Annotated in this window: 20 protein-coding genes; 13 read left to right on the top strand and 7 right to left on the bottom strand. The window is 37.7% G+C overall.

What is annotated here, in order from left to right; translation table 11 throughout:
• The first annotated feature begins 311 nt into the window (after positions 1-311).
• On the top strand, positions 312-1,172 hold the full coding sequence (locus tag BQ6100_RS08450; RefSeq protein WP_075981252.1) for an AraC family transcriptional regulator: 861 nt from the start codon (positions 312-314) through the stop codon (positions 1,170-1,172).
• 371 nt (positions 1,173-1,543) lie between these two features.
• Positions 1,544-1,927, top strand: coding sequence for an MGMT family protein (locus BQ6100_RS08445; RefSeq protein WP_075981251.1), 384 nt, complete (start codon positions 1,544-1,546; stop codon positions 1,925-1,927).
• An 83-nt stretch (positions 1,928-2,010) separates the two neighbouring features.
• Here the strand turns inward: BQ6100_RS08445 and BQ6100_RS08440 are convergent, their stop codons facing one another.
• Positions 2,011-2,376: a carboxymuconolactone decarboxylase family protein gene (locus BQ6100_RS08440; protein WP_075981250.1), complete on the bottom strand. Its 366-nt coding sequence runs from the start codon at positions 2,374-2,376 to the stop codon at positions 2,011-2,013.
• A gap of 259 nt (positions 2,377-2,635) precedes the next feature.
• Here BQ6100_RS08440 and BQ6100_RS21220 point away from each other — a divergent pair, with 259 nt between their 5' ends.
• The 3 genes from BQ6100_RS21220 (at position 2,636) to splB (ending at position 4,165) form a co-directional block, all read left to right on the top strand.
• On the top strand, positions 2,636-2,806 hold the full coding sequence (locus tag BQ6100_RS21220) for a hypothetical protein (protein WP_159433138.1): 171 nt from the start codon (positions 2,636-2,638) through the stop codon (positions 2,804-2,806).
• A gap of 76 nt (positions 2,807-2,882) precedes the next feature.
• On the top strand, positions 2,883-3,125 hold the full coding sequence (locus BQ6100_RS08435; RefSeq protein WP_075981249.1) for a transcriptional regulator SplA domain-containing protein: 243 nt from the start codon (positions 2,883-2,885) through the stop codon (positions 3,123-3,125).
• Between the two features lie 11 nt (positions 3,126-3,136).
• Positions 3,137-4,165, top strand: a complete 1,029-nt coding sequence (splB, locus tag BQ6100_RS08430) for a spore photoproduct lyase (protein WP_075981248.1) — start codon at positions 3,137-3,139, stop codon at positions 4,163-4,165.
• Between the two features lie 96 nt (positions 4,166-4,261).
• Here splB and BQ6100_RS08425 read toward each other — a convergent pair whose 3' ends face one another.
• On the bottom strand, positions 4,262-4,828 hold the full coding sequence (locus BQ6100_RS08425; protein WP_075981247.1) for an FAD-dependent oxidoreductase: 567 nt from the start codon (positions 4,826-4,828) through the stop codon (positions 4,262-4,264).
• Between the two features lie 694 nt (positions 4,829-5,522).
• On the opposite strand from BQ6100_RS08425, the gene galE reads away from it, so the two are divergent.
• A complete protein-coding gene (galE, locus tag BQ6100_RS08420; protein ID WP_075981246.1) occupies positions 5,523-6,512 on the top strand; it encodes a UDP-glucose 4-epimerase GalE in 990 nt (329 codons plus the stop codon).
• A 119-nt stretch (positions 6,513-6,631) separates the two neighbouring features.
• On the opposite strand, the gene BQ6100_RS08415 is transcribed toward galE, so the two are convergent.
• Entirely contained in the window at positions 6,632-6,922 is a 291-nt protein-coding gene (locus BQ6100_RS08415; RefSeq protein ID WP_075981245.1) for a hypothetical protein, read from the bottom strand.
• Positions 6,923-7,116: 194 nt separating this feature from the next.
• Here BQ6100_RS08415 and BQ6100_RS08410 point away from each other — a divergent pair, with 194 nt between their 5' ends.
• Together BQ6100_RS08410 and BQ6100_RS08405 are read left to right on the top strand one after the other, a co-directional pair.
• Positions 7,117-8,784, top strand: a complete 1,668-nt coding sequence (locus BQ6100_RS08410) for a ribonuclease J (RefSeq protein ID WP_075981244.1) — start codon at positions 7,117-7,119, stop codon at positions 8,782-8,784.
• A gap of 38 nt (positions 8,785-8,822) precedes the next feature.
• Positions 8,823-9,044, top strand: a complete 222-nt coding sequence (locus tag BQ6100_RS08405; RefSeq protein WP_173719819.1) for a DUF2187 family protein — start codon at positions 8,823-8,825, stop codon at positions 9,042-9,044.
• Between the two features lie 152 nt (positions 9,045-9,196).
• Here BQ6100_RS08405 and BQ6100_RS08400 read toward each other — a convergent pair whose 3' ends face one another.
• Positions 9,197-9,691: a L,D-transpeptidase family protein gene (locus BQ6100_RS08400; RefSeq protein ID WP_075981243.1), complete on the bottom strand. Its 495-nt coding sequence runs from the start codon at positions 9,689-9,691 to the stop codon at positions 9,197-9,199.
• 114 nt (positions 9,692-9,805) lie between these two features.
• Here BQ6100_RS08400 and BQ6100_RS08395 point away from each other — a divergent pair, with 114 nt between their 5' ends.
• Positions 9,806-10,660: a manganese catalase family protein gene (locus BQ6100_RS08395; protein WP_075983488.1), complete on the top strand. Its 855-nt coding sequence runs from the start codon at positions 9,806-9,808 to the stop codon at positions 10,658-10,660.
• A gap of 196 nt (positions 10,661-10,856) precedes the next feature.
• Here BQ6100_RS08395 and BQ6100_RS08390 read toward each other — a convergent pair whose 3' ends face one another.
• The 3 genes from BQ6100_RS08390 to BQ6100_RS08380 all read right to left on the bottom strand — a co-directional run bounded on the left by BQ6100_RS08390 (position 10,857) and on the right by BQ6100_RS08380 (position 12,946).
• The gene (locus BQ6100_RS08390) at positions 10,857-11,717 is read right to left on the bottom strand and encodes a manganese catalase (protein WP_075981242.1); all 861 of its coding nucleotides are present in this window, start codon (positions 11,715-11,717) and stop codon (positions 10,857-10,859) included.
• Positions 11,718-11,916: 199 nt separating this feature from the next.
• Positions 11,917-12,429, bottom strand: coding sequence for a DUF3231 family protein (locus BQ6100_RS08385; RefSeq protein ID WP_075983487.1), 513 nt, complete (start codon positions 12,427-12,429; stop codon positions 11,917-11,919).
• 181 nt (positions 12,430-12,610) lie between these two features.
• Positions 12,611-12,946, bottom strand: coding sequence for a hypothetical protein (locus BQ6100_RS08380; RefSeq protein WP_075981241.1), 336 nt, complete (start codon positions 12,944-12,946; stop codon positions 12,611-12,613).
• Positions 12,947-13,143: 197 nt separating this feature from the next.
• Between BQ6100_RS08380 and BQ6100_RS08375 the strand changes: the two genes are divergently transcribed.
• The 4 genes from BQ6100_RS08375 (at position 13,144) to BQ6100_RS08360 (ending at position 18,032) form a co-directional block, all read left to right on the top strand.
• Positions 13,144-13,767, top strand: coding sequence for a TetR/AcrR family transcriptional regulator (locus tag BQ6100_RS08375; RefSeq protein WP_075981240.1), 624 nt, complete (start codon positions 13,144-13,146; stop codon positions 13,765-13,767).
• 99 nt (positions 13,768-13,866) lie between these two features.
• Complete coding sequence (locus tag BQ6100_RS08370; protein ID WP_075981239.1) at positions 13,867-15,009, top strand: acyl-CoA dehydrogenase; 1,143 nt, start codon at positions 13,867-13,869, stop codon at positions 15,007-15,009.
• A gap of 17 nt (positions 15,010-15,026) precedes the next feature.
• A complete protein-coding gene (locus BQ6100_RS08365) occupies positions 15,027-16,664 on the top strand; it encodes an AMP-binding protein (RefSeq protein WP_075981238.1) in 1,638 nt (545 codons plus the stop codon).
• A gap of 18 nt (positions 16,665-16,682) precedes the next feature.
• Positions 16,683-18,032, top strand: coding sequence for an acetyl-CoA carboxylase biotin carboxylase subunit (locus tag BQ6100_RS08360; RefSeq protein WP_075981237.1), 1,350 nt, complete (start codon positions 16,683-16,685; stop codon positions 18,030-18,032).
• Positions 18,033-18,039 lie beyond the last annotated feature (7 nt).

Raw genomic sequence — 18,039 nt, 5'->3', positions numbered from 1 at the left:
TTTCTCCATAATAGTAGGTTTATAATAAAAGAAAAATTATTTTTATTATACTTTAGATTATATGGAAAAGTTAAAAAATTTTGTAAAATATTTATTGATATTTTTGTTCTTTACCAAAACTAATATTCCTTAATAATGACCCCATACTTTAAAACATGTAATCTAAGATATATACAATTCCAGATAAACTACTTGGTCATATCCAATATTATCTATTGTTCATTTCGGGAGAAGAACTGTTCCAGAGAGAGCATAAATTGACAGGATACTATAAAAAAGAGTTGTTAATATAAATGAGAGGAGTGAGCGATATGGGCTGGGTTGAATCCTTGCAAAGGGCAATCGACTATATGGAAACACATTTATTGGAGGATATGACAATTGAGGAAATTGCCAAGGAAGCAAATGCCTCAGAATTTCATTTTCAAAGAACATTTGCGATTTTGACAGATTCCTCAGTGGGAGAATATCTACGTCAAAGGCGATTAACCTTGGCAGCGCAAGAACTATCAAATACGAATATAAAAATAATCGACCTAGCTTATAAGTATGGCTATGAAACTCCTGAAGCTTTCTCAAAAGCGTTCAGAAAGCAACATGGAATTACACCAAGAGAAGCTAGAGGGAATAAGGGAAAGCTCAAAGCATATAACCGCCTGGTTATTCAGGTGAGTTTGAAAGGAGTAGAACCAATGAGATACAAGATTGTTAAAAGAGAGAGTTTTCAAATTGTTGGGGTTAAAAGAGAATTTTCTTTGATTAATGAAGAGAATTTAAAAGGGATACCGCTCATGTGGAATGATGTTCATACTAACGGGACCGTAGAAGCTTTAGTTCCCTTTAACAATGGAGAAATAAAAGGTTTGTTAGGTGTATGTGTGGATAAAAGAGAGCAATCCGCTGATAAAATAGATTATTGGATAGGAACAGAACATTTAGGAGAAAAACCAGATGGATTTGAGAGTTTAACTATACCTGCATCTAAGTGGGGAGTTTTTGAAGTTCACGGTCCAATGCCTGAGGCTATGCAGAAAACTTGGAGACAAATCTTTTCAGAATGGTTTCCTTCTAATCATTATGAGCATGCAGGTACACCAGAATTAGAGGTTTATCCAGATGAAGATTCAGCTAGCCCAAATTACTATTCTGAGATATGGATTCCATTAAAATAATATAGAAAAATCAAAGTATGGGAGTTGTAGCGGTTTTTGCTACAGCTTTTCTCTTATTACAACCCTTTATTTATGGAAAAATCGCTGCTGTGAGAGTTGGAAGGTGTGGAAGATCTTTAAAGGACACAGAATCCTTTTTTCACGTAAAAATAACTCTAAAATAGAATTTATCGGACATGAAATCCTTTAATGGTACCAAAGGGTGAATAAATGGCATGATTTAAGGACGATAACGGAATCAGAATCTGATAAGATCCAAAAATGTACATTTTTAAATAAAAACTGAACCAATATCCACAAAGGAGTAGTAAAAAAGCCATTATTATGAACCAAAGGTCATTACATGATAAACTAAAAATCATAAAAGTCAAATGGTTGAGAGGGAGATTAATTTGAAGGGTTTCACCGAAAGGGTTATTAATATCATACAACAAATTCCTTCTGGAAAGGTGATGACCTACGGACAGATTGCTAAGCTTGCAGGGAGCCCAAGGGGGGCGAGACAGGTCGTTCGAATTCTACATTCTATGAGTGAGAAATACAGCCTACCTTGGCATCGTGTAGTTAATGCAAAAGGAGAAATTGGATTGAAGGGAGAGGTAGCCTTCTACCAAAGAAGTTTATTAGAGGCAGAAGGGATAGGCATTAGAAGAGAAAACTCTCTGGATCTTGAAAGGTACCGATATAATCCCTCAAATATGGAGTTTATTGAATATGAATTTTTTGAGAAAACATCCGAAAATACTGAAGGATGAATGGGAACTGTACCTTGTACCACAGGAGCGATATTTGACCATCCTGTGTAGTACAAGGTACCACACCAATGATACCAACAGTATTATTGTTTTTGCTGATTTAATTCCTGTATAGTTTCTTGGAGAAGGGTAACTGCTTGACTCATAGTTGCCCCGCCTCCAAATGCCGCTGTTACGCCGACTGCTTCGAAAATCTCTTGTTCTGTGCAGCCTTGATCGAGACAACCCTTTGTATGATAGATGATACAATATTCATCCTGAGAAAACAGGCTGATTCCAAGAGCAATCAGCTGTTTTTCCTTCTGAGATAATGAACCTTCTTTAAAACATTCTTCTGTAAAAGCATTAAACTGCTCTGCTAGTTTAGGCATCCTCTGAGTAAATACACCTAGTCCTGCTTTATAGTGATGAAGGGCTGCCTCAGTAGAGTTTCTTGCTTCATATTCCATTTTAAACTCAACTCCCTTGTATATGATTTATTTGATTCCAAAATTAGTATGAGTTAATAGAAAAGTAATTAGTCAAACACAAAAATATTATGGTGCAACTAATGGAAACATCCCATTGAAAGAACAGTAAGTGTCTTAAAATTGGATTTTGCTTAATGTCAGCATCTTATTAATTGTTTTTGCACGAAAGCATGATAGGTTCATCCTGAATAATCTCTTTATTTAGACGTATCCTATTACTGTTCAGGAGGTGAGAGAATTGACCAATCCACAATCTAACAAAAATCAAAGAGCAAATACAGGATCCAATCAGAATTCAGGCTCTGAATATCATATGGAACACGCTGGTCAAGTACCTGGTTACGGAGAAATGGATCCTAATGCTAAAGGATTAAATGATAAGGATGAAAAGACAGATCAATATTCATAAATTTGCGCCCTTATGTGGCGTATTTTTCTTTCGATTAGTAGGTTCTTATCTGAACAAACCGAGGGTGGTGTTTAAAATGGAACTGAATCAAACATACAATCCTGGGGATATCGTCTATGTTTTTTATCGAAACCCTCATACACAGGATGTAGCCAATATCCAAGAAGCGGCAGTAGTTAATAATCCGGACAATCCAAATGAGTTAGCGATATTTTTATATGAGACCTATTATCCTCTAACGAATGAAATGGCTGTGTATTCATCCGAGGAGGATGCCCTCCAAGCATATCAACATTATTTTGGTAATGATTATGAATAAGGAGGGTATAGATGAATAAGCCTTTTACTCCTCAGCTCGTCTATTTTGAGCCACAATCACTTGAATATCCGTTAGGGAAAGAGCTAAAGGATAAGTTTGAAAAGCTGAATGTAGAAATCAGATATACCACTTCTCATAATCAAGTTAGAAATCTACCAGGTGACAATGATTTTCAAAAATATAGAGTAGCCAAGTCAACACTTGTTGTCGGTATAAGAAAGACACTTAAGTTTGATACCTCCAAGCCATCTGCTGAATATGCCATTCCTTTTGCAACAGGCTGTATGGGACATTGTCATTATTGCTATTTACAAACGACGATGGGTACTAAACCATATATCCGAACATATGTAAATGTAGATGAAATTCTTGAAGCAGCAGATAATTATATGGCGGAACGGGCACCTGAAATTACAAGGTTTGAAGCCTCTTGTACCTCCGATATTGTTGGAATAGATCATTTGACACATACTTTAAAGAGAGCAATAGAGCACTTTGGTCAATCAGATTTAGGTAAACTGAGATTTGTGACTAAATTTCATCATGTTGACCATTTATTGGATGCAAAACATAATGGGAAAACTCGTTTTCGTTTTAGTGTTAATGCAGATTATGTCATCAAAAACTTTGAGCCTGGTACCTCGCCTTTAGCTAAGAGAATAGAAGCAGCTGGAAAAGTAGCAAGGGCTGGTTATCCATTAGGATTTATTGTTGCTCCTATCTATCTTCATGAGGGATGGGAGGAGGGCTATTATCATATGTTTGAGAGGCTTAATGAAGAATTACCTATGGATGCAAGAGAGGATTTGACATTTGAATTTATCCAGCATCGATTTACAAAGCCTGCCAAAAGAGTAATTGAAAAAAACTATCCTATGACTAAATTAGAGTTAGAGGAATCCAAAAGAAGGTATAAGTGGGGGAAATATGGGATTGGAAAATACATTTATCAAAAAGAAGAGGAAGAGGATATAAAAAACCATCTTTATTCTTATATGGAGAAATTTTTTCCAAATGCAAAGATTGAATACTTTACATGATACTGCAGGCGAGAACTCTAATCAGAAAACAATGCATTACCTGAGCAGGAGAATTCTCGCCATTTATATGGTAGGCAGTTTAGATTATGGCCATCATCATTTATCATGCCACATATATTTATCACCTGTTGCATCCTGTGTAATACGTACACCAACTGCAGCTCCTTGACCAGCAGCAATCATTACTTGACTAGGAATACCGGAGAGTAGTCCAGAAATATATAGATGGGGGATAGGGGTTATTCCTTCCCAGTTTACTCCAACTACTTTTTTGATCTTTCCACTTTTTATATTTTCATTTATTTCAATTTCAAGCCCTAGACTTTCAAGGAGATCATATTCAATATTTGTGGCAATCACAACATGAGTGGCTTCAAAGCTTTTACCGTTAGCATGAATAACAAAACCTTCGCCATTTCTTTCTAAAGCATCAACTTTAACTTGAAACAAATCTACGTAATCCTTAACCTGCTCCTGATATTGTTCAATCAATTGATTACCAGAAATCCCTGGTGCCCCCAGAATATTTCTAAATGAAGTAATACCTTTAACCTGTGATTTGCCCGTATCAAAAACAATCGTTTTTAGCCCTGCATGCCCAGTGAATAAAGCTGCTGAAAGTCCGCTAACCCCACCACCTATGACTGCAACATCTACCTTCATTTTATTGACACCCCTCTTCCATTGAATTTAAATACTCAATATTAGTATAAAATAGTATTTCTACATAGAGTAAAGAAGGATTTTACAGTCTGATGAAAGATAGAATGATTGTTTTTTCATAGAATATATAAAAAAGGTTGTTAGAAAAAATTTATAAATTTCATAAAAATTGGAAGGGGAAAAATGAAAAGGAGGCATTGATTTCTTTAAGTGATATGGGGTATGTTTTTTAATGAAGATACATTATACTTACCAATTATCTTGAAAAAAGGCTGTGTTTTCTTTTTTAAGAGAATAATTGTATGAGAGAGGATGATTGGGACTCTCCAAGGGAAGAATCCATTAATTTCATGAATCTGCATGGACTCTTTCTTCTGGAATAAATAAAACAGCAAAGCTTAGGGGATTTTGTCGACTAATAAATGCGCTTCACCTGTCTTTAGGATTTGAAGATGAGATGTGTCCAAGCCTTGATACATTAGTAGATGCTTATGGAAACAACAAGGAATCTAAGATGATTACCTAACAGGTGCAGGATTTAAAGGCGGTACAATAATAATTGTGGAGAAAGATTTTACATATACATTCATAAGGGAAGTCGGAATGACATCAAAGACAAAATTGAGATTGAGGCCCCACTCTTTATTGCAAGTTTTAAGGACAGAAGGATAGAGGTCTTGCAGGAGGAATAATAATGAGCATTTTAGTAACAGGTGGAGCCGGATATATCGGTTCCCATGCAGTCTATCAGTTAATTGAACAAAACTATGAAGTAGTAGTAATTGATAATTTACAAACAGGCCATAAAAGAGCCGTCCATCCAAAGGCTTCCTTTTTCAAAGGGGATATTCGGGATAAAAAGTTTTTACAAAGAGTTTTCCAGTTTGAGAGAATTGAAGGCGTTATCCATTTTGCTGCCAATTCATTAGTAGGGGAATCAATGGAGAAACCCCTTGAATATTTCAATAATAATGTTTATGGAACACAAGTGCTTTTAGAGGTCATGGAGGAATTTGGAGTAAAACATATCGTCTTTTCCTCTACTGCAGCTACTTATGGTGAACAAGATATTATGCCAATAACAGAAGATATGGAAACAAATCCTACTAATGCTTACGGTGAAACGAAGTTAGCTATGGAAAAGATGATGAAATGGTGTGATTCAGCTCATGGGATGAAATATGTTTCCTTACGCTATTTCAATGTTGCTGGAGCATTAGAGTCTGGTTTAATTGGGGAGGATCATCATCCAGAAACCCACCTCGTCCCAATTATTCTAGAGGCTGCTTTAGGTAAAAGGGAATTTATATCGATTTTTGGAGATGATTATGATACAGAAGATGGAACCTGTATTCGAGATTACATTCATGTAGAAGACTTAATCCAGGCCCATATACTCGCCCTTCGTTACTTACAAAGTGGTGGAAAGAGCAATATTTTTAATCTTGGAAGCAACAGAGGTTATTCAGTAAAGGAAATGATTGAGGCGGCACGTCGTGTCACAGGAAAGCCAATACCTGCAAAGATTACTGAAAGAAGAGCGGGAGATCCTGGCAGACTGGTTGCTTCTTCGGAAAAAGCGAAAGATATCCTTGGTTGGAATCCTCAGCATACCTCAATAGAGAAAATAATAAAGGATGCTTGGAATTGGCATCAGCTGAACCCAAATGGCTATACGAGATAAGTCTGAATTATTGAATGGTTAAGATCACTTGAATTAATAACGGGAATGGATTTTTTATTATCTTTGGTACCACAATAGTCTAATCTATTTGTGGTACCATTTTCATTTCATCAACAACTTTAAATTGGATCATTATCGGTCTCATTATATGACTCTATAGCCTGTTCGAGGGCATTATGAGCCTGACCAAACGCGATGGATGGTGAGAAGTCCTGGGCATTTTTCATCTGAGCCATGGAATGGTTGGCTTGAGTCACTGCAGTGATTAGATTTTGAATCATTGTCCCCTTGTCCCCATATTGCTTTAAGGCATTTTGGAGCTGTTGAATGCTTTCATCCAAATTGGTTGAATCCGGATGGCTGTATGCCCTTTCTAACTCTTCTTTCACCTGTTGTAAAATTTCCTTCACATATTTCCCTCATTTCTTAGGACTTTTTCCAAAGTATTTTGAACAGAGAAACAAGTTAATATTCATTTTTAGTAATTTCGTAATAATTAACTATGGATGGGGTAAAGGAACCGTCTTAGGTTCATGATAATAGAAAATGAATAGGGCAATAATATCTTTAACAACAAAGTTATCATCATAGGAGGGTTCAAGCTTTGAGCGAGGAAAAAGGGTTATTGTCCATTTTTGCCTTAGGTGGTTTATATGAAATTGGAAAAAATATGTATGCCATTCAATACTCAGATGAGATTCTTGTCATAGATTGCGGAAATAAATTCCCAGACGAGAGTCTATTGGGGATTGATTTAATCATTCCTGACCTTACATACTTAGTTGAGAATAAAGATAAGGTAAAGGCCCTAATTGTAACCCATGGTCATGAGGATCACATCGGTGGGATTCCTTATTTCCTAAAAGAATTAAATGTGCCAGTCTACGCAACACGTTTTACCCTTGGACTAATTGAGCTTAAGCTAGAGGAACATAAACTTTTAAGGGAAACAAAATTAATAGAAATTCATTCTAACTCTGAACTTGCCTTTGAACATATGAGTGTTAGCTTTTTTAAGGTTAACCATAGTATTCCTGATTGCCTTGGTGCCGTATTCAGCACACCAGAAGGGAACATTGTGCATACTGGTGATTTCAAATTTGATTTAACCCCTGCGAATCAAGAGTATTCAGATATTCACAAAATGGCGGAAATTGGGACAAAAGGGGTATTGCTTTTATTATCTGAAAGCACAAATGCTGAAAGACCTGGTGCCACTCCATCTGAGAAAATTGTTGGTGAAATGGTGATAGAGGCTTTCATGAAGGCTGAGAGAAAGGTAATTCTTTCGACGTTTGCCTCGAATATTAATCGAGTTCAACAGGTTGTGGAAGCCGCTCAAAAAACAAATCGAAAGCTTGCTTTACTTGGGCGCAGCATGGTAAATGTTGTGGATGTTGCGATGGAACGAGGATATTTAAATGTTCCTGATGGAATGATCATTGATGCTAATCAAATAAATGAGCTGGAACCCGAAAAAGTTGCTATACTTTGTACGGGAAGCCAAGGTGAGCCTTTAGCTGCATTAGCCCGTTTATCCACTGGTAATTTTCGCGGAGTGGAGATTCTACCAGAAGATACAGTTATCCTAGCAGCTGGACCTATACCAGGAAATGAAAAAAATATTTCTCGAATTATTGATAATTTATTTGCTCTTGGGGCAAAAGTGATTTATGGTTCTGGAAAAGGTTTACATGTTTCTGGACACGGTTACCAGGATGATTTAAAGTTGATGCTAACATTAATGAAGCCAAAGTATTTTATCCCCATACATGGAGAGTTGCGGATGCTCCATCTTCACCGTACACTAGCTGAATCCGTTGGAGTGGAGCGGGAAAACACGTTTATTATGAAAAACGGGGATGTTGTTGATATTGAAAACTCAGTCGCTCGAATGACCAGGAAAATTCCTGCAGGAGATACATATGTGGATGGAATTGGAGTTGGGGATATAGGTGAGATTGTACTTCGAGATAGAAAGCATTTATCAGAGGACGGAATTCTTGTGGTTGTCTTAACCATGAGCAAAACAGAAAAGAAATTGTTATCAGGTCCTGATACGATTTCTAGGGGTTTTGTGTATGTAAGGGATTCTGAAAAGCTGTTAAAGGAAATCAATGAACTGATCGAAAAAACGGTGAATGAACTATTAGAATCAAATAATACACAGTGGGGAGCAATCAAGCAAAGTCTAAAAAAATCTGTCGGACAATATCTATTCCAACGTACGAAGAGAAAGCCAATGATCTTACCTATTATTATTGAGGTTTAGGTTAAAAATTGAGTTTTCAAAGAAAGGGGTATATAAAAATGGAGGAAGAAATAATAAAGGAGTCAAAGGAAAGTAAAAAAGTGAAAAAAGCAAAAGAAGGCGATCAAATTGAAATAATTAAAGGGGTGGAGAAAGGGAAGAAAGGGAAAGTTGTAGTTGTTCGTGAAAATTCTGTTATTGTAGAAATAGGGAGAAATGTTAAGAAGGATGAACCGATAAAAACGGTGGTGAACCATCAAAATTATAAGTTTATTCGTTAAGCCTAATAAAAGTTTTACAATTCCTTATAAAATGGGTTGAAAGCTTTTCTGTTTTAAAAAGGAAAAATGGAGTGGGGAAGGATTGTTCGACGTAGGGAACAGTTAGCATTTGGTGGGGGATGAAGAAAACCCCCGCCGATGGAAGTTTCACTTTATCTTAGAATCTTTACACTTGTTCCATTTGGTACTTTCGCAGCAAGATCTAAGACATCCTTATTATGCATACGCACACACCCACTCGAAACCATTTTTCCGATAGAAGAAGGATTGTTCGTACCATGAATTCCGTAACCAGCCTTGGACAAGGAAAGCCATAAAACCCCATAGGGTCCTCCAGGGTTGGGCTCACGATTAACAATAACAAAATCCCCAGTTGGAGTTTGCGTTAACATTTTTCCTATACCCACGGGATAGGTTTTTATTAAACGGTTTTTATCAAATAAAGATAATGTCCTGTTTGTCAATGAAACCTGAATTCGGTAAGGGATTGATTCCGGTGAAGGAAGACCAGGAATTGTAATCAGCTGACCAGGGTAGATGATATTTGGATTGATACGCGGATTAGCCATCAATATTTGGTGTAAGCTTCTTCGATAGTTGATGGCAATAATCGATAACGTTTCTCCTCTTTTCACTTTATGTTGCATCTCTTTACGCCCCTTTTTAATCATTCTTTTATTTTATTAACTTAAGTAAAGGATAAGAACCCTTTGATTGGAGAAAATAATTATGTAAAAAAGGATATTAAGGGGGTTCTTTGTTTGTATTTTTATCGAGAAGATTTGATTAATATGATCGTTCCAGATAAGCCTGACCCTGAAGCTGCTAAGGTATTGCAGGAAACGTTAGGTGGAAGATTTGGTGAAATGAGAACTATGATGCAGTTTTTCTTTCAAAGTGCCAACTTTCGCGGAAATCAGAAGCAGTATCGCGATTTAATTAGAGGTGTTTTCCTTGAAGAGATAAGCCATGTTGAACTTGTTCAAACGACCATTAATCAACTATTAAATGGTTCAGGTGAAGAGGCAGTTGGTGCAGGAGGCGATACTGGTGCCCCTTTGGCAGATGCTATCAAGCATGCCAATCCACACCATTATATAATGGGTGCTCAAAGCTCCCTTCCTGTTGATGCAGCGGGAAATCCATGGATGGGGAATTATGTGTACAGTCATGGAAACCTAATCAGTGACTTATTAGATAATCTAGTATTGGAATCTACAGGGGTATTACAGAAATCAAGGATATATGAGATGAGTACGAATAAAACCTTTCGCGAAACGCTAGCTTTCTTAATCGTTCGAGATAATGCACATCAAAATGCATTTGCAAAAGCGCTTGAAACACTTGGAGTAAATTGGGGTAAGATTTTCCCTGTCCCGAATTATGATATTAACAAATATCCGGAATGTCGTAAGTATGTTGAGATGGGCTTCCATTCTGCCCAGTTCAATTTTAGATTAGATGATACATTGATTGGACAAATTTTTCAGGGCGAATCCCCTAGTAGAGATGATGGCAGTCTTCAAGTGGTACCTCCTCCAAAGGGTTATCCAGTTCCAGTGTTACCTGAAATGCCAAATGAACATAGCCCTGGGTTACATGATTTACAATCTTAATTTATTAAGTGAATATTGTTATTAATTAGGTTGCAACCCATAATTTGATGGGGTGCAACCTAGTATTTTCAGTTTTTTAAGTAAGAAGTAGAAGAGATATCTTTGTGAGTGAACTTGTATCTATTCCTTTAGCTTTATGGAAATTTGTGTTTGTCATACAAGGAATAAGGGGCTTTTTTGCATCAATAGTTTGAATCTAGAAGATTGGTGGAACGAGTCCAGCAGTATGATCTTGGAGTAATGAAGGGAGTGTGTTATGAATATATGGTGGGGCTGGTTTTAAGTGAGGCTTTTTAGCCAAAGGAAGTGGTTGTTGAACATATTGGAATACTCCTTCCCCATCCATGCTAGGACCATTAGCCCAACGGCCTGTCGAACTTTCATCTCCTTGTGAGAAATTAAATAAGACATGTGATACTTCTCTTTTTTCAAACTGTCTTGGGAACGAACTTGGAACTACGATATTTTCCTTCTCCTCCAATTCCTTAATAGCGGCTATCCACTGGTTTTGGTGCATGGTATCCCTAGCGATTAACCACGCAAGCATATCTTTCACTCCGCGATCGGTTGTTGCTTCATATAATCGTACTGCTTGGAGTCTACCTTGAGATTCAGCATTTAAATTCGCACGAAAATCAGCAAGTAAATTCCCGCTTGCAATAATATAATCAGCTGTCCACCTATTACCCACACTATCTGCAGGCATGGCTCCAAGTCCGGATACGATTGCATGCTGAGGATTCATCCCTCCCAGTATAGCCCCAATTACTGGATCTTGTGCAGCAACCATTTGGTCGCCAACAGGAGCACCATCTAGAAGTCGAGCAATCATAGTTGCTAACATTTCAATATGAGCTAATTCTTCAGCTCCAGTATCCATAAGGAGATCCTTATACTTTCCGTTCCCTCGAACACTCCATCCCTGGAAAAGGTATTGTAAAGCTACTGAGATTTCTCCGAATTGTCCGCCCAAAACCTCCTGTAATTGTTTGGCAAACAATGGATCGGGTCGTTCTGGCTTTGCATGATATTGTAATTCTTTAATATGATAGAACATACATCCACCTACCTCTAAAATAATACAATGATATTTTACTATTAAGACATCCACTAGGTGTCTGTCTTCTTTTTTTGATAGGTTAGTTTATGATGGTGATGACAAAATCCTTTTTTTTTTAAAATCAAAAAAACACGGCTTTGTTTTCCGTGTTTTTGATAGCGGGTTGGATTAATAATACAAAAATGTTTGATGAGTATTAACAGTCGTGATTTTTATTTAGATGTAATGGTGGAGGAATCAGCCACCCTTTTTCTTTATTTAATCGAAGAACCTTTCCTCCAAGTGTCATCTTTTGATTATGGAATTGTCCAAACATCATGGCTACATCTTCTCTTATCGCTTTACCGATTATTTGACTACATAGAACTAGACCAGCAGCAATATCTGCTGACAGTGTAGCTGCAATGGATTGATCCGGCATTCTTGCTCCGATGGGAATTTCCTCTAAGCATGCCTCTGGTGGTTCTGGTGGTGCAGGGGGCAGACCAATTCCATTTTCTTTTAACAATACTTCTAATTGTTCTCTTTGTTGCTTTCCTAAATCGATGGCTTCATTTAATAGTTTTTTTAAGTCATCATCTCCAGCGTGGTTTAGCATCATTTGATAGCCAGCAATCATGCTATTTCCAGCTAATTGTGCAGACCAAATATCAAAGACCTCACCATAGTGTAATGGTTCTTCCTTAGGGTTACCGCTTAAAATACCCATTGTAGCCCTCCTTAAAGCATAAGTAATTTTTTTCATAAAAGTGCCACCTTTCATGAAGTATAAAAATAGTTTGTCCAACGATTAACCATCTCATGTATATACGAATATTGAAATGCTAGCGAGTACACGATATTTGCTGTAACAGCAGGTATTTGAAAAAAATGTGAAAGAACAAAGTTTCTCAACTTTGTTTTTTCTTGGTTTTCCCTTCACTAATAGATCGAAATATTTGTGTATACATACTGCCTTGCTCGATATTTTCTAAGAAGAATTCACCAATTAACTTCACATACTCTTCATCCTCGAACATTTTCTTATTTTGTAATTCCATTTCAGCTAATCCTTCGTATGTACATAGTAAAGCATATGTATGGTCATGACCTGAAACAGGTGTAAGAATTTCAACGGTGTGGTCATAATTTTCAATGCGATGCATTTTGATTTCTCTAAGGTTTTCAATTCCTTCTTTAAATTTCTCTTGTTTAATCACAAATGTTTGATAAACAATGATAGGCATGATGAGCGCACTCCTTAGTAAGCGATATATATAAATTTTCCCAGTGAATCTGTAATTATTCCTGAAATATCATTTACATTCATTTGAATGGTAATTGTTAAATAAAAAAATAGTCTATAATCCTTGAGTTAACATTTTTTGAAAATATTTGAAATATTTACATGTTTTTGATACCATTATCTGTAAGGATGGTGAAAATGAAAAAAAATAGTCTCAAGGATCGACTTGTAGAAACAGCCATTAACTTGTTTGAGCGGAATGGCTATCATGGAACAACTATTGATCAGATAGTTGGGGAATCAAAGGCTTCGAAAGGGGGTTTTTATCACAACTTCAAATCAAAGGATGAACTGCTTTATTATATCCACGATATTTTTATCTCCTATGTACTCACTAAGGCACAGGAAGCATACGATAAGTATGATACGCCAATCTCTAGGCTTTGTGCCATAATTCAATCATTCACCAAGGTATTTGACTTATATAAACCACATATCACCGTTTTTTATCAGGAAAGCACCTATTTAACAGGAACATACAATCAGAAAATTAATGAAAAGCGCGATCATTATAGAAACCTATTAATTCAAGTGATTCGAGAAGGTCAACGAGCGGGAGACTTTCGTTCAGAGGTCCCTGCTGACATTACTGCCATGGCAATTATTGGGATGATTAACTGGACATACAAATGGTTTAACAAGGATGGACCCTTAACCATTGAATCCATTGCAATCATTTTTAACGATTTAATCATGCATTCCCTTGTAACTGAAAAGGGAATGGAAGAGGCAAAATCGCAGTCGTTTTTTATTAAAAATTAGCATTAATAAGTGTGTCTGCCTATTTCAATTTTTTGATCACAGACCGACTAGTCGGTATATAACAGACCGACCAGTCAGTAAAATAACGGAGGGGAACAAATGAATTTTGAGTTAACTAGTGAACAACTAATGCTTCAGGAAATGGTAAGGGATTTTGCAGATAAGGAAATCAGACCATATGCCAGAGAGGTAGACGAAACCTCGAAAATGCGCATAGAGACCTTTGAGAAACTTGGAAAACTAGGACTCCTGGGCATTCCATTCCCAGAGGAATATGGGGGTTCAGGAGGAGATACGGTTTCGTACTGTATTGCAGTAGAGGAAATTGGAAAGGCATGTGGTGGAACCGGACTTAGTTATGCAGCGAATACTAGTTTAGGGGCAAGTCCTATATATTATTTTGGAACTGAGGAACAAAAGCAAAAATGGCTTGTTCCAATGGCAAAGGGAGAAACCTTAGGGGCTTTTGGATTAACAGAGCCCAATGCTGGATCTGATGCTGGGGGTACAAGAACAAAGGCAGAGCTTGATGGTGATGAATGGGTTATTAATGGACAGAAATGTTGGATAACTAATGCAAGCTATTCTAAACAAGTAATTGTAACCGCTGTCACAGGGAAAAGGGACGATGGCAGAAATATTGTATCAGCAATCATCGTTCCGACAAACACTCCAGGGGTAACCATAAGTAGTAATTATGACAAGATGGGAGTTCGCGGTTCGAATACTTGTGAAATCATCCTTGAAAATGTTCGTGTGCCAAGAGAGAACCTTCTAGGTGATGAGAAAAAAGGCTTTAGCCAATTTTTATATACTTTAGACGGGGGACGGATATCCATTGCGGCTTTATCTGTAGGTATAGCTCAAGCAGCCTATGAAAAAACACTACAATATGCAAAAGAACGAGAGCAATTTGGTCAATCAATTTCTAAATTCCAAGCCATCCAATTCAAATTAGCAGATATGGCAATGGAAATTGAATTGGCTCGTAACATGGTGTATAAATCAGCTTGGTTGAAAGACCAAGGCAAACCCTTTGGAAAGGAGGCAGCTTTTGCTAAATTATTTGCATCTGAAGCCGGATTTAGAGTATGTAACCATGCCATTCAAATTCATGGTGGTAACGGATACATGAAGGAATATGATGTAGAGAGGCATTTACGTGATATCAAATTGATGGAAATCGGTGAAGGAACTTCTGAGATTCAACGTCTTGTCATTGCTCGACACTTAGGTTGTTAAAAATAGGAGGAGATAGGATGAGTGGATTGATTCGTCAAACTGTAGGTGAACTATTAGCTGTAAAAGCCCAAGAAATACCCAATCATGAAGCGCTTGTATACCCTGACAGGGGTCTAAGGTATTCTTACAGTGAATTTAATAGGATTTGTGAGAAGGTCGCTAAAGGATTAATCGCATTAGGAATAAAAAAAGGGGAGAATGTAGCCGCTTGGTCAACAAACATCCCGGAATGGGTCAGCTTGCAATTTGGTACCGCAAAAATGGGTGCGGTGCTAGTCACAGTCAACACGAATTATCGCTCCACAGAATTAGAATACCTCTTAAAACAATCTGATTGTACGACCCTATTTTTAATTGAAGATTACAGGGATCACTCTTATATAAATACCATTTATGAGCTATGTCCGGAGTTAGAGTTATCTGAGCCTGGCAAACTTGAATCAAAGAGACTACCATTATTGAAAAATATCATTATTCTTGGTGAGAAGAAATATAAGGGAGCCTATAACTGGTCAGATATTTTAGAAATGGCTGAGAAGGTAACTGATGAAGAGTTAACAATGAGAATGGAAGAATTGGATCCCGATGATGTTATTAATATGCAATATACTTCTGGGACGACTGGATTTCCAAAGGGCGTCATGCTAACTCACTACAACCTTACAAACAATGGATATAATATCGCGCGATGCATGAACCTTGGTCAGCTGGATCGCCTTTGCATCCCCGTACCTTTTTTCCATTGCTTTGGTTGTGTTATCGGTACTCTAGCAGCGGTAAGCGTTGGGGCAACAATGGTTCCTGTTCAAGAGTTTGATCCTGAAAAGGTGCTTTGGACGGTTGAGAAAGAAAAATGTACGGCCCTTCATGGAGTTCCAACTATGTTTATTGCCGAGCTAAATCATCCGAATTTTGGAAATTACAATTTATCTACCCTCCGTACGGGTGTTATGGCTGGTTCCAATTGTCCGGTTGAAGTGATGAAAAATGTCATTAGCAAGATGAATATGTCTGAAATAACCATCTGCTATGGCCAGACAGAGTCTTCTCCGGTCATCACCCAAACACGTGTAGATGATCCTTTGGTGTTAAGGGTTGAAACGGTTGGAAGGGCTTTGCCAAATGTAGAAGTAAAAATCGTTGAGCCTGGTACAACGAGAGAACTCCCTTATAACCAACAAGGTGAGCTTTGTACCCGAGGCTATCAAGTGATGAAAGGATATTATAAAAATCCTGAGGCAACGAAAGAAGCGATTGACGAGGATGGCTGGCTACATACTGGAGATCTTGCTGTAATGGATGAAGCTGGCTATTGTCGCATTACAGGACGACTGAAGGACATGATTATTCGTGGTGGGGAAAATGTCTATCCTCGTGAAATTGAAGAGTTTCTTTATTCCCATCCAAAGGTATTGGATGCCCAAGTTATCGGTGTTCCGGATGATAAATATGGTGAGGAAGTATTAGCTTGGATCATCCTGAAAGATGGAGAAACAGCAACTCCGGAAGATATTAAGGAGTTTTGTAGAGGGAAAATCTCTCGTCACAAAATCCCTAAACATATCTTCTTTACTGACTCATACCCAATGACAGCCTCAGGAAAGATTCAAAAATATAAACTAAGAGAACAATCTATTAATTTATTAACTTATTAAGTGGAAGGGGCGGTGTTTTTGTTTCCAAAGGTACTGATTGCTAATCGTGGAGAAATTGCTTTAAGGGTTATTCGAACCTGTAAAAGACTTGGGATTGACACGGTTGCAATATATTCAGAAGCAGATAGGGATTCCAAGTTTGTTCGGGAAGCTAACGAAGCCTATTGCGTTGGTAAGCCCCCGGTTAATCAAAGCTATTTAAATATTGATGAAATCATACGTGTGGCTAAAGCAAGTAGAGCACAAGCCATACACCCTGGATATGGTCTATTATCAGAAAACGCAGAATTTGCGAAAAGGTGCGCTGCAGAAGAAATCGTATTTATTGGCCCCTCTCCGGAAATCATAGCTTCCATGGGCAGCAAGATTGAGGCTCGGAAAACAATGAAGGAGGCTGGAGTTCCAATTATTGAAGGAATTAATACTCCACTTGAAAGCGAAGAGGAAGCAAGAATGGCTGCAAAGGAAATTGGTTATCCGCTCATGCTAAAGGCATCAGCAGGTGGGGGCGGAATTGGAATGCAGCTCGTTCATTCCGAGGAGGAGCTCGTCAAGGCCTTTTCCGGTAACAAAAAACGGGCAGAGTCATTCTTTGGGGATGGGGCTATGTTTCTCGAAAAGTATGTGGAGGAGCCACATCATATTGAGGTTCAAATACTAGCAGATACCCATGGCAATGTGATCCCCTTATGGGAAAGAGAATGCTCCATTCAACGTCGCAATCAAAAGGTAGTGGAAGAAGCCCCATCACCTTTTATAAGTGAAGAAACCCGCGCTAAATTGCTTGATGCTGCGGTAAGAGCTGCCAAGCATATTGGCTACACAAATGTAGGAACTATTGAGTTTCTCGTAGATCGTGAGCAAAATTTTTATTTCCTTGAGATGAACACTAGATTACAGGTGGAACACCCTGTGACTGAAGAAATTACAGGACTTGATTTAGTAGAGGAGCAATTGAAGGTTGCCTCAGGAGAAATACTTTCTATTTCTCTAGAGGATGTTAAACGAAATGGTCATGCCATTGAGGTAAGAATCTATGCAGAAGATCCTAAAACGTTCTTTCCATCTCCTGGTAAAATTTCTGAATTTGTCTTGCCAGAAGGAGAAGGTATTCGAAACGAATGTGCAGTAGAAAGTGGCTCTCAAGTGACTCCTTTTTATGATCCGATGATTGGAAAATTGATTGCATGGGGAGAGACAAGAGCCATTGCATGTGAAAGAATAAAGCAGGCATTAGAAGAGTACAAAGTGGAAGGTATTAAAACAAATATTCCAATGCTCATTCAAACAGTGAGTCATGAGCAATTTATATCAGGATATACGACGACACAATTCGTCAATCAATTTTACGTACCGAGCTTAACATAAACAAAGA

It is taken from the genome of Bacillus massilinigeriensis, from assembly GCF_900117315.1.
GTDB classification, from domain to species: domain Bacteria; phylum Bacillota; class Bacilli; order Bacillales; family Cytobacillaceae; genus Bacillus_BE; species Bacillus_BE massilionigeriensis.
Note: the sequence above shows the minus strand (reverse complement) of the source record. Positions and strands in the feature narration are given on the sequence as shown.

Coding starts and splice junctions, on each gene's coding strand:
- BQ6100_RS08450 (WP_075981252.1), top strand. CDS start 312: ATGGGCTGGGTTGAATCCTTGCAAAGGGCAATCGACTATATGGAAACA.
- BQ6100_RS08445 (WP_075981251.1), top strand. CDS start 1,544: ATGGTTGAGAGGGAGATTAATTTGAAGGGTTTCACCGAAAGGGTTATT.
- BQ6100_RS08440 (WP_075981250.1), bottom strand. CDS start 2,376: ATGGAATATGAAGCAAGAAACTCTACTGAGGCAGCCCTTCATCACTAT.
- BQ6100_RS08435 (WP_075981249.1), top strand. CDS start 2,883: ATGGAACTGAATCAAACATACAATCCTGGGGATATCGTCTATGTTTTT.
- splB (WP_075981248.1), top strand. CDS start 3,137: ATGAATAAGCCTTTTACTCCTCAGCTCGTCTATTTTGAGCCACAATCA.
- BQ6100_RS08425 (WP_075981247.1), bottom strand. CDS start 4,828: ATGAAGGTAGATGTTGCAGTCATAGGTGGTGGGGTTAGCGGACTTTCA.
- galE (WP_075981246.1), top strand. CDS start 5,523: ATGAGCATTTTAGTAACAGGTGGAGCCGGATATATCGGTTCCCATGCA.
- BQ6100_RS08405 (WP_173719819.1), top strand. CDS start 8,823: ATGGAGGAAGAAATAATAAAGGAGTCAAAGGAAAGTAAAAAAGTGAAA.
- BQ6100_RS08400 (WP_075981243.1), bottom strand. CDS start 9,691: ATGCAACATAAAGTGAAAAGAGGAGAAACGTTATCGATTATTGCCATC.
- BQ6100_RS08390 (WP_075981242.1), bottom strand. CDS start 11,717: ATGTTCTATCATATTAAAGAATTACAATATCATGCAAAGCCAGAACGA.
- BQ6100_RS08385 (WP_075983487.1), bottom strand. CDS start 12,429: ATGGGTATTTTAAGCGGTAACCCTAAGGAAGAACCATTACACTATGGT.
- BQ6100_RS08380 (WP_075981241.1), bottom strand. CDS start 12,946: ATGCCTATCATTGTTTATCAAACATTTGTGATTAAACAAGAGAAATTT.
- BQ6100_RS08375 (WP_075981240.1), top strand. CDS start 13,144: ATGAAAAAAAATAGTCTCAAGGATCGACTTGTAGAAACAGCCATTAAC.
- BQ6100_RS08370 (WP_075981239.1), top strand. CDS start 13,867: ATGAATTTTGAGTTAACTAGTGAACAACTAATGCTTCAGGAAATGGTA.
- BQ6100_RS08365 (WP_075981238.1), top strand. CDS start 15,027: ATGAGTGGATTGATTCGTCAAACTGTAGGTGAACTATTAGCTGTAAAA.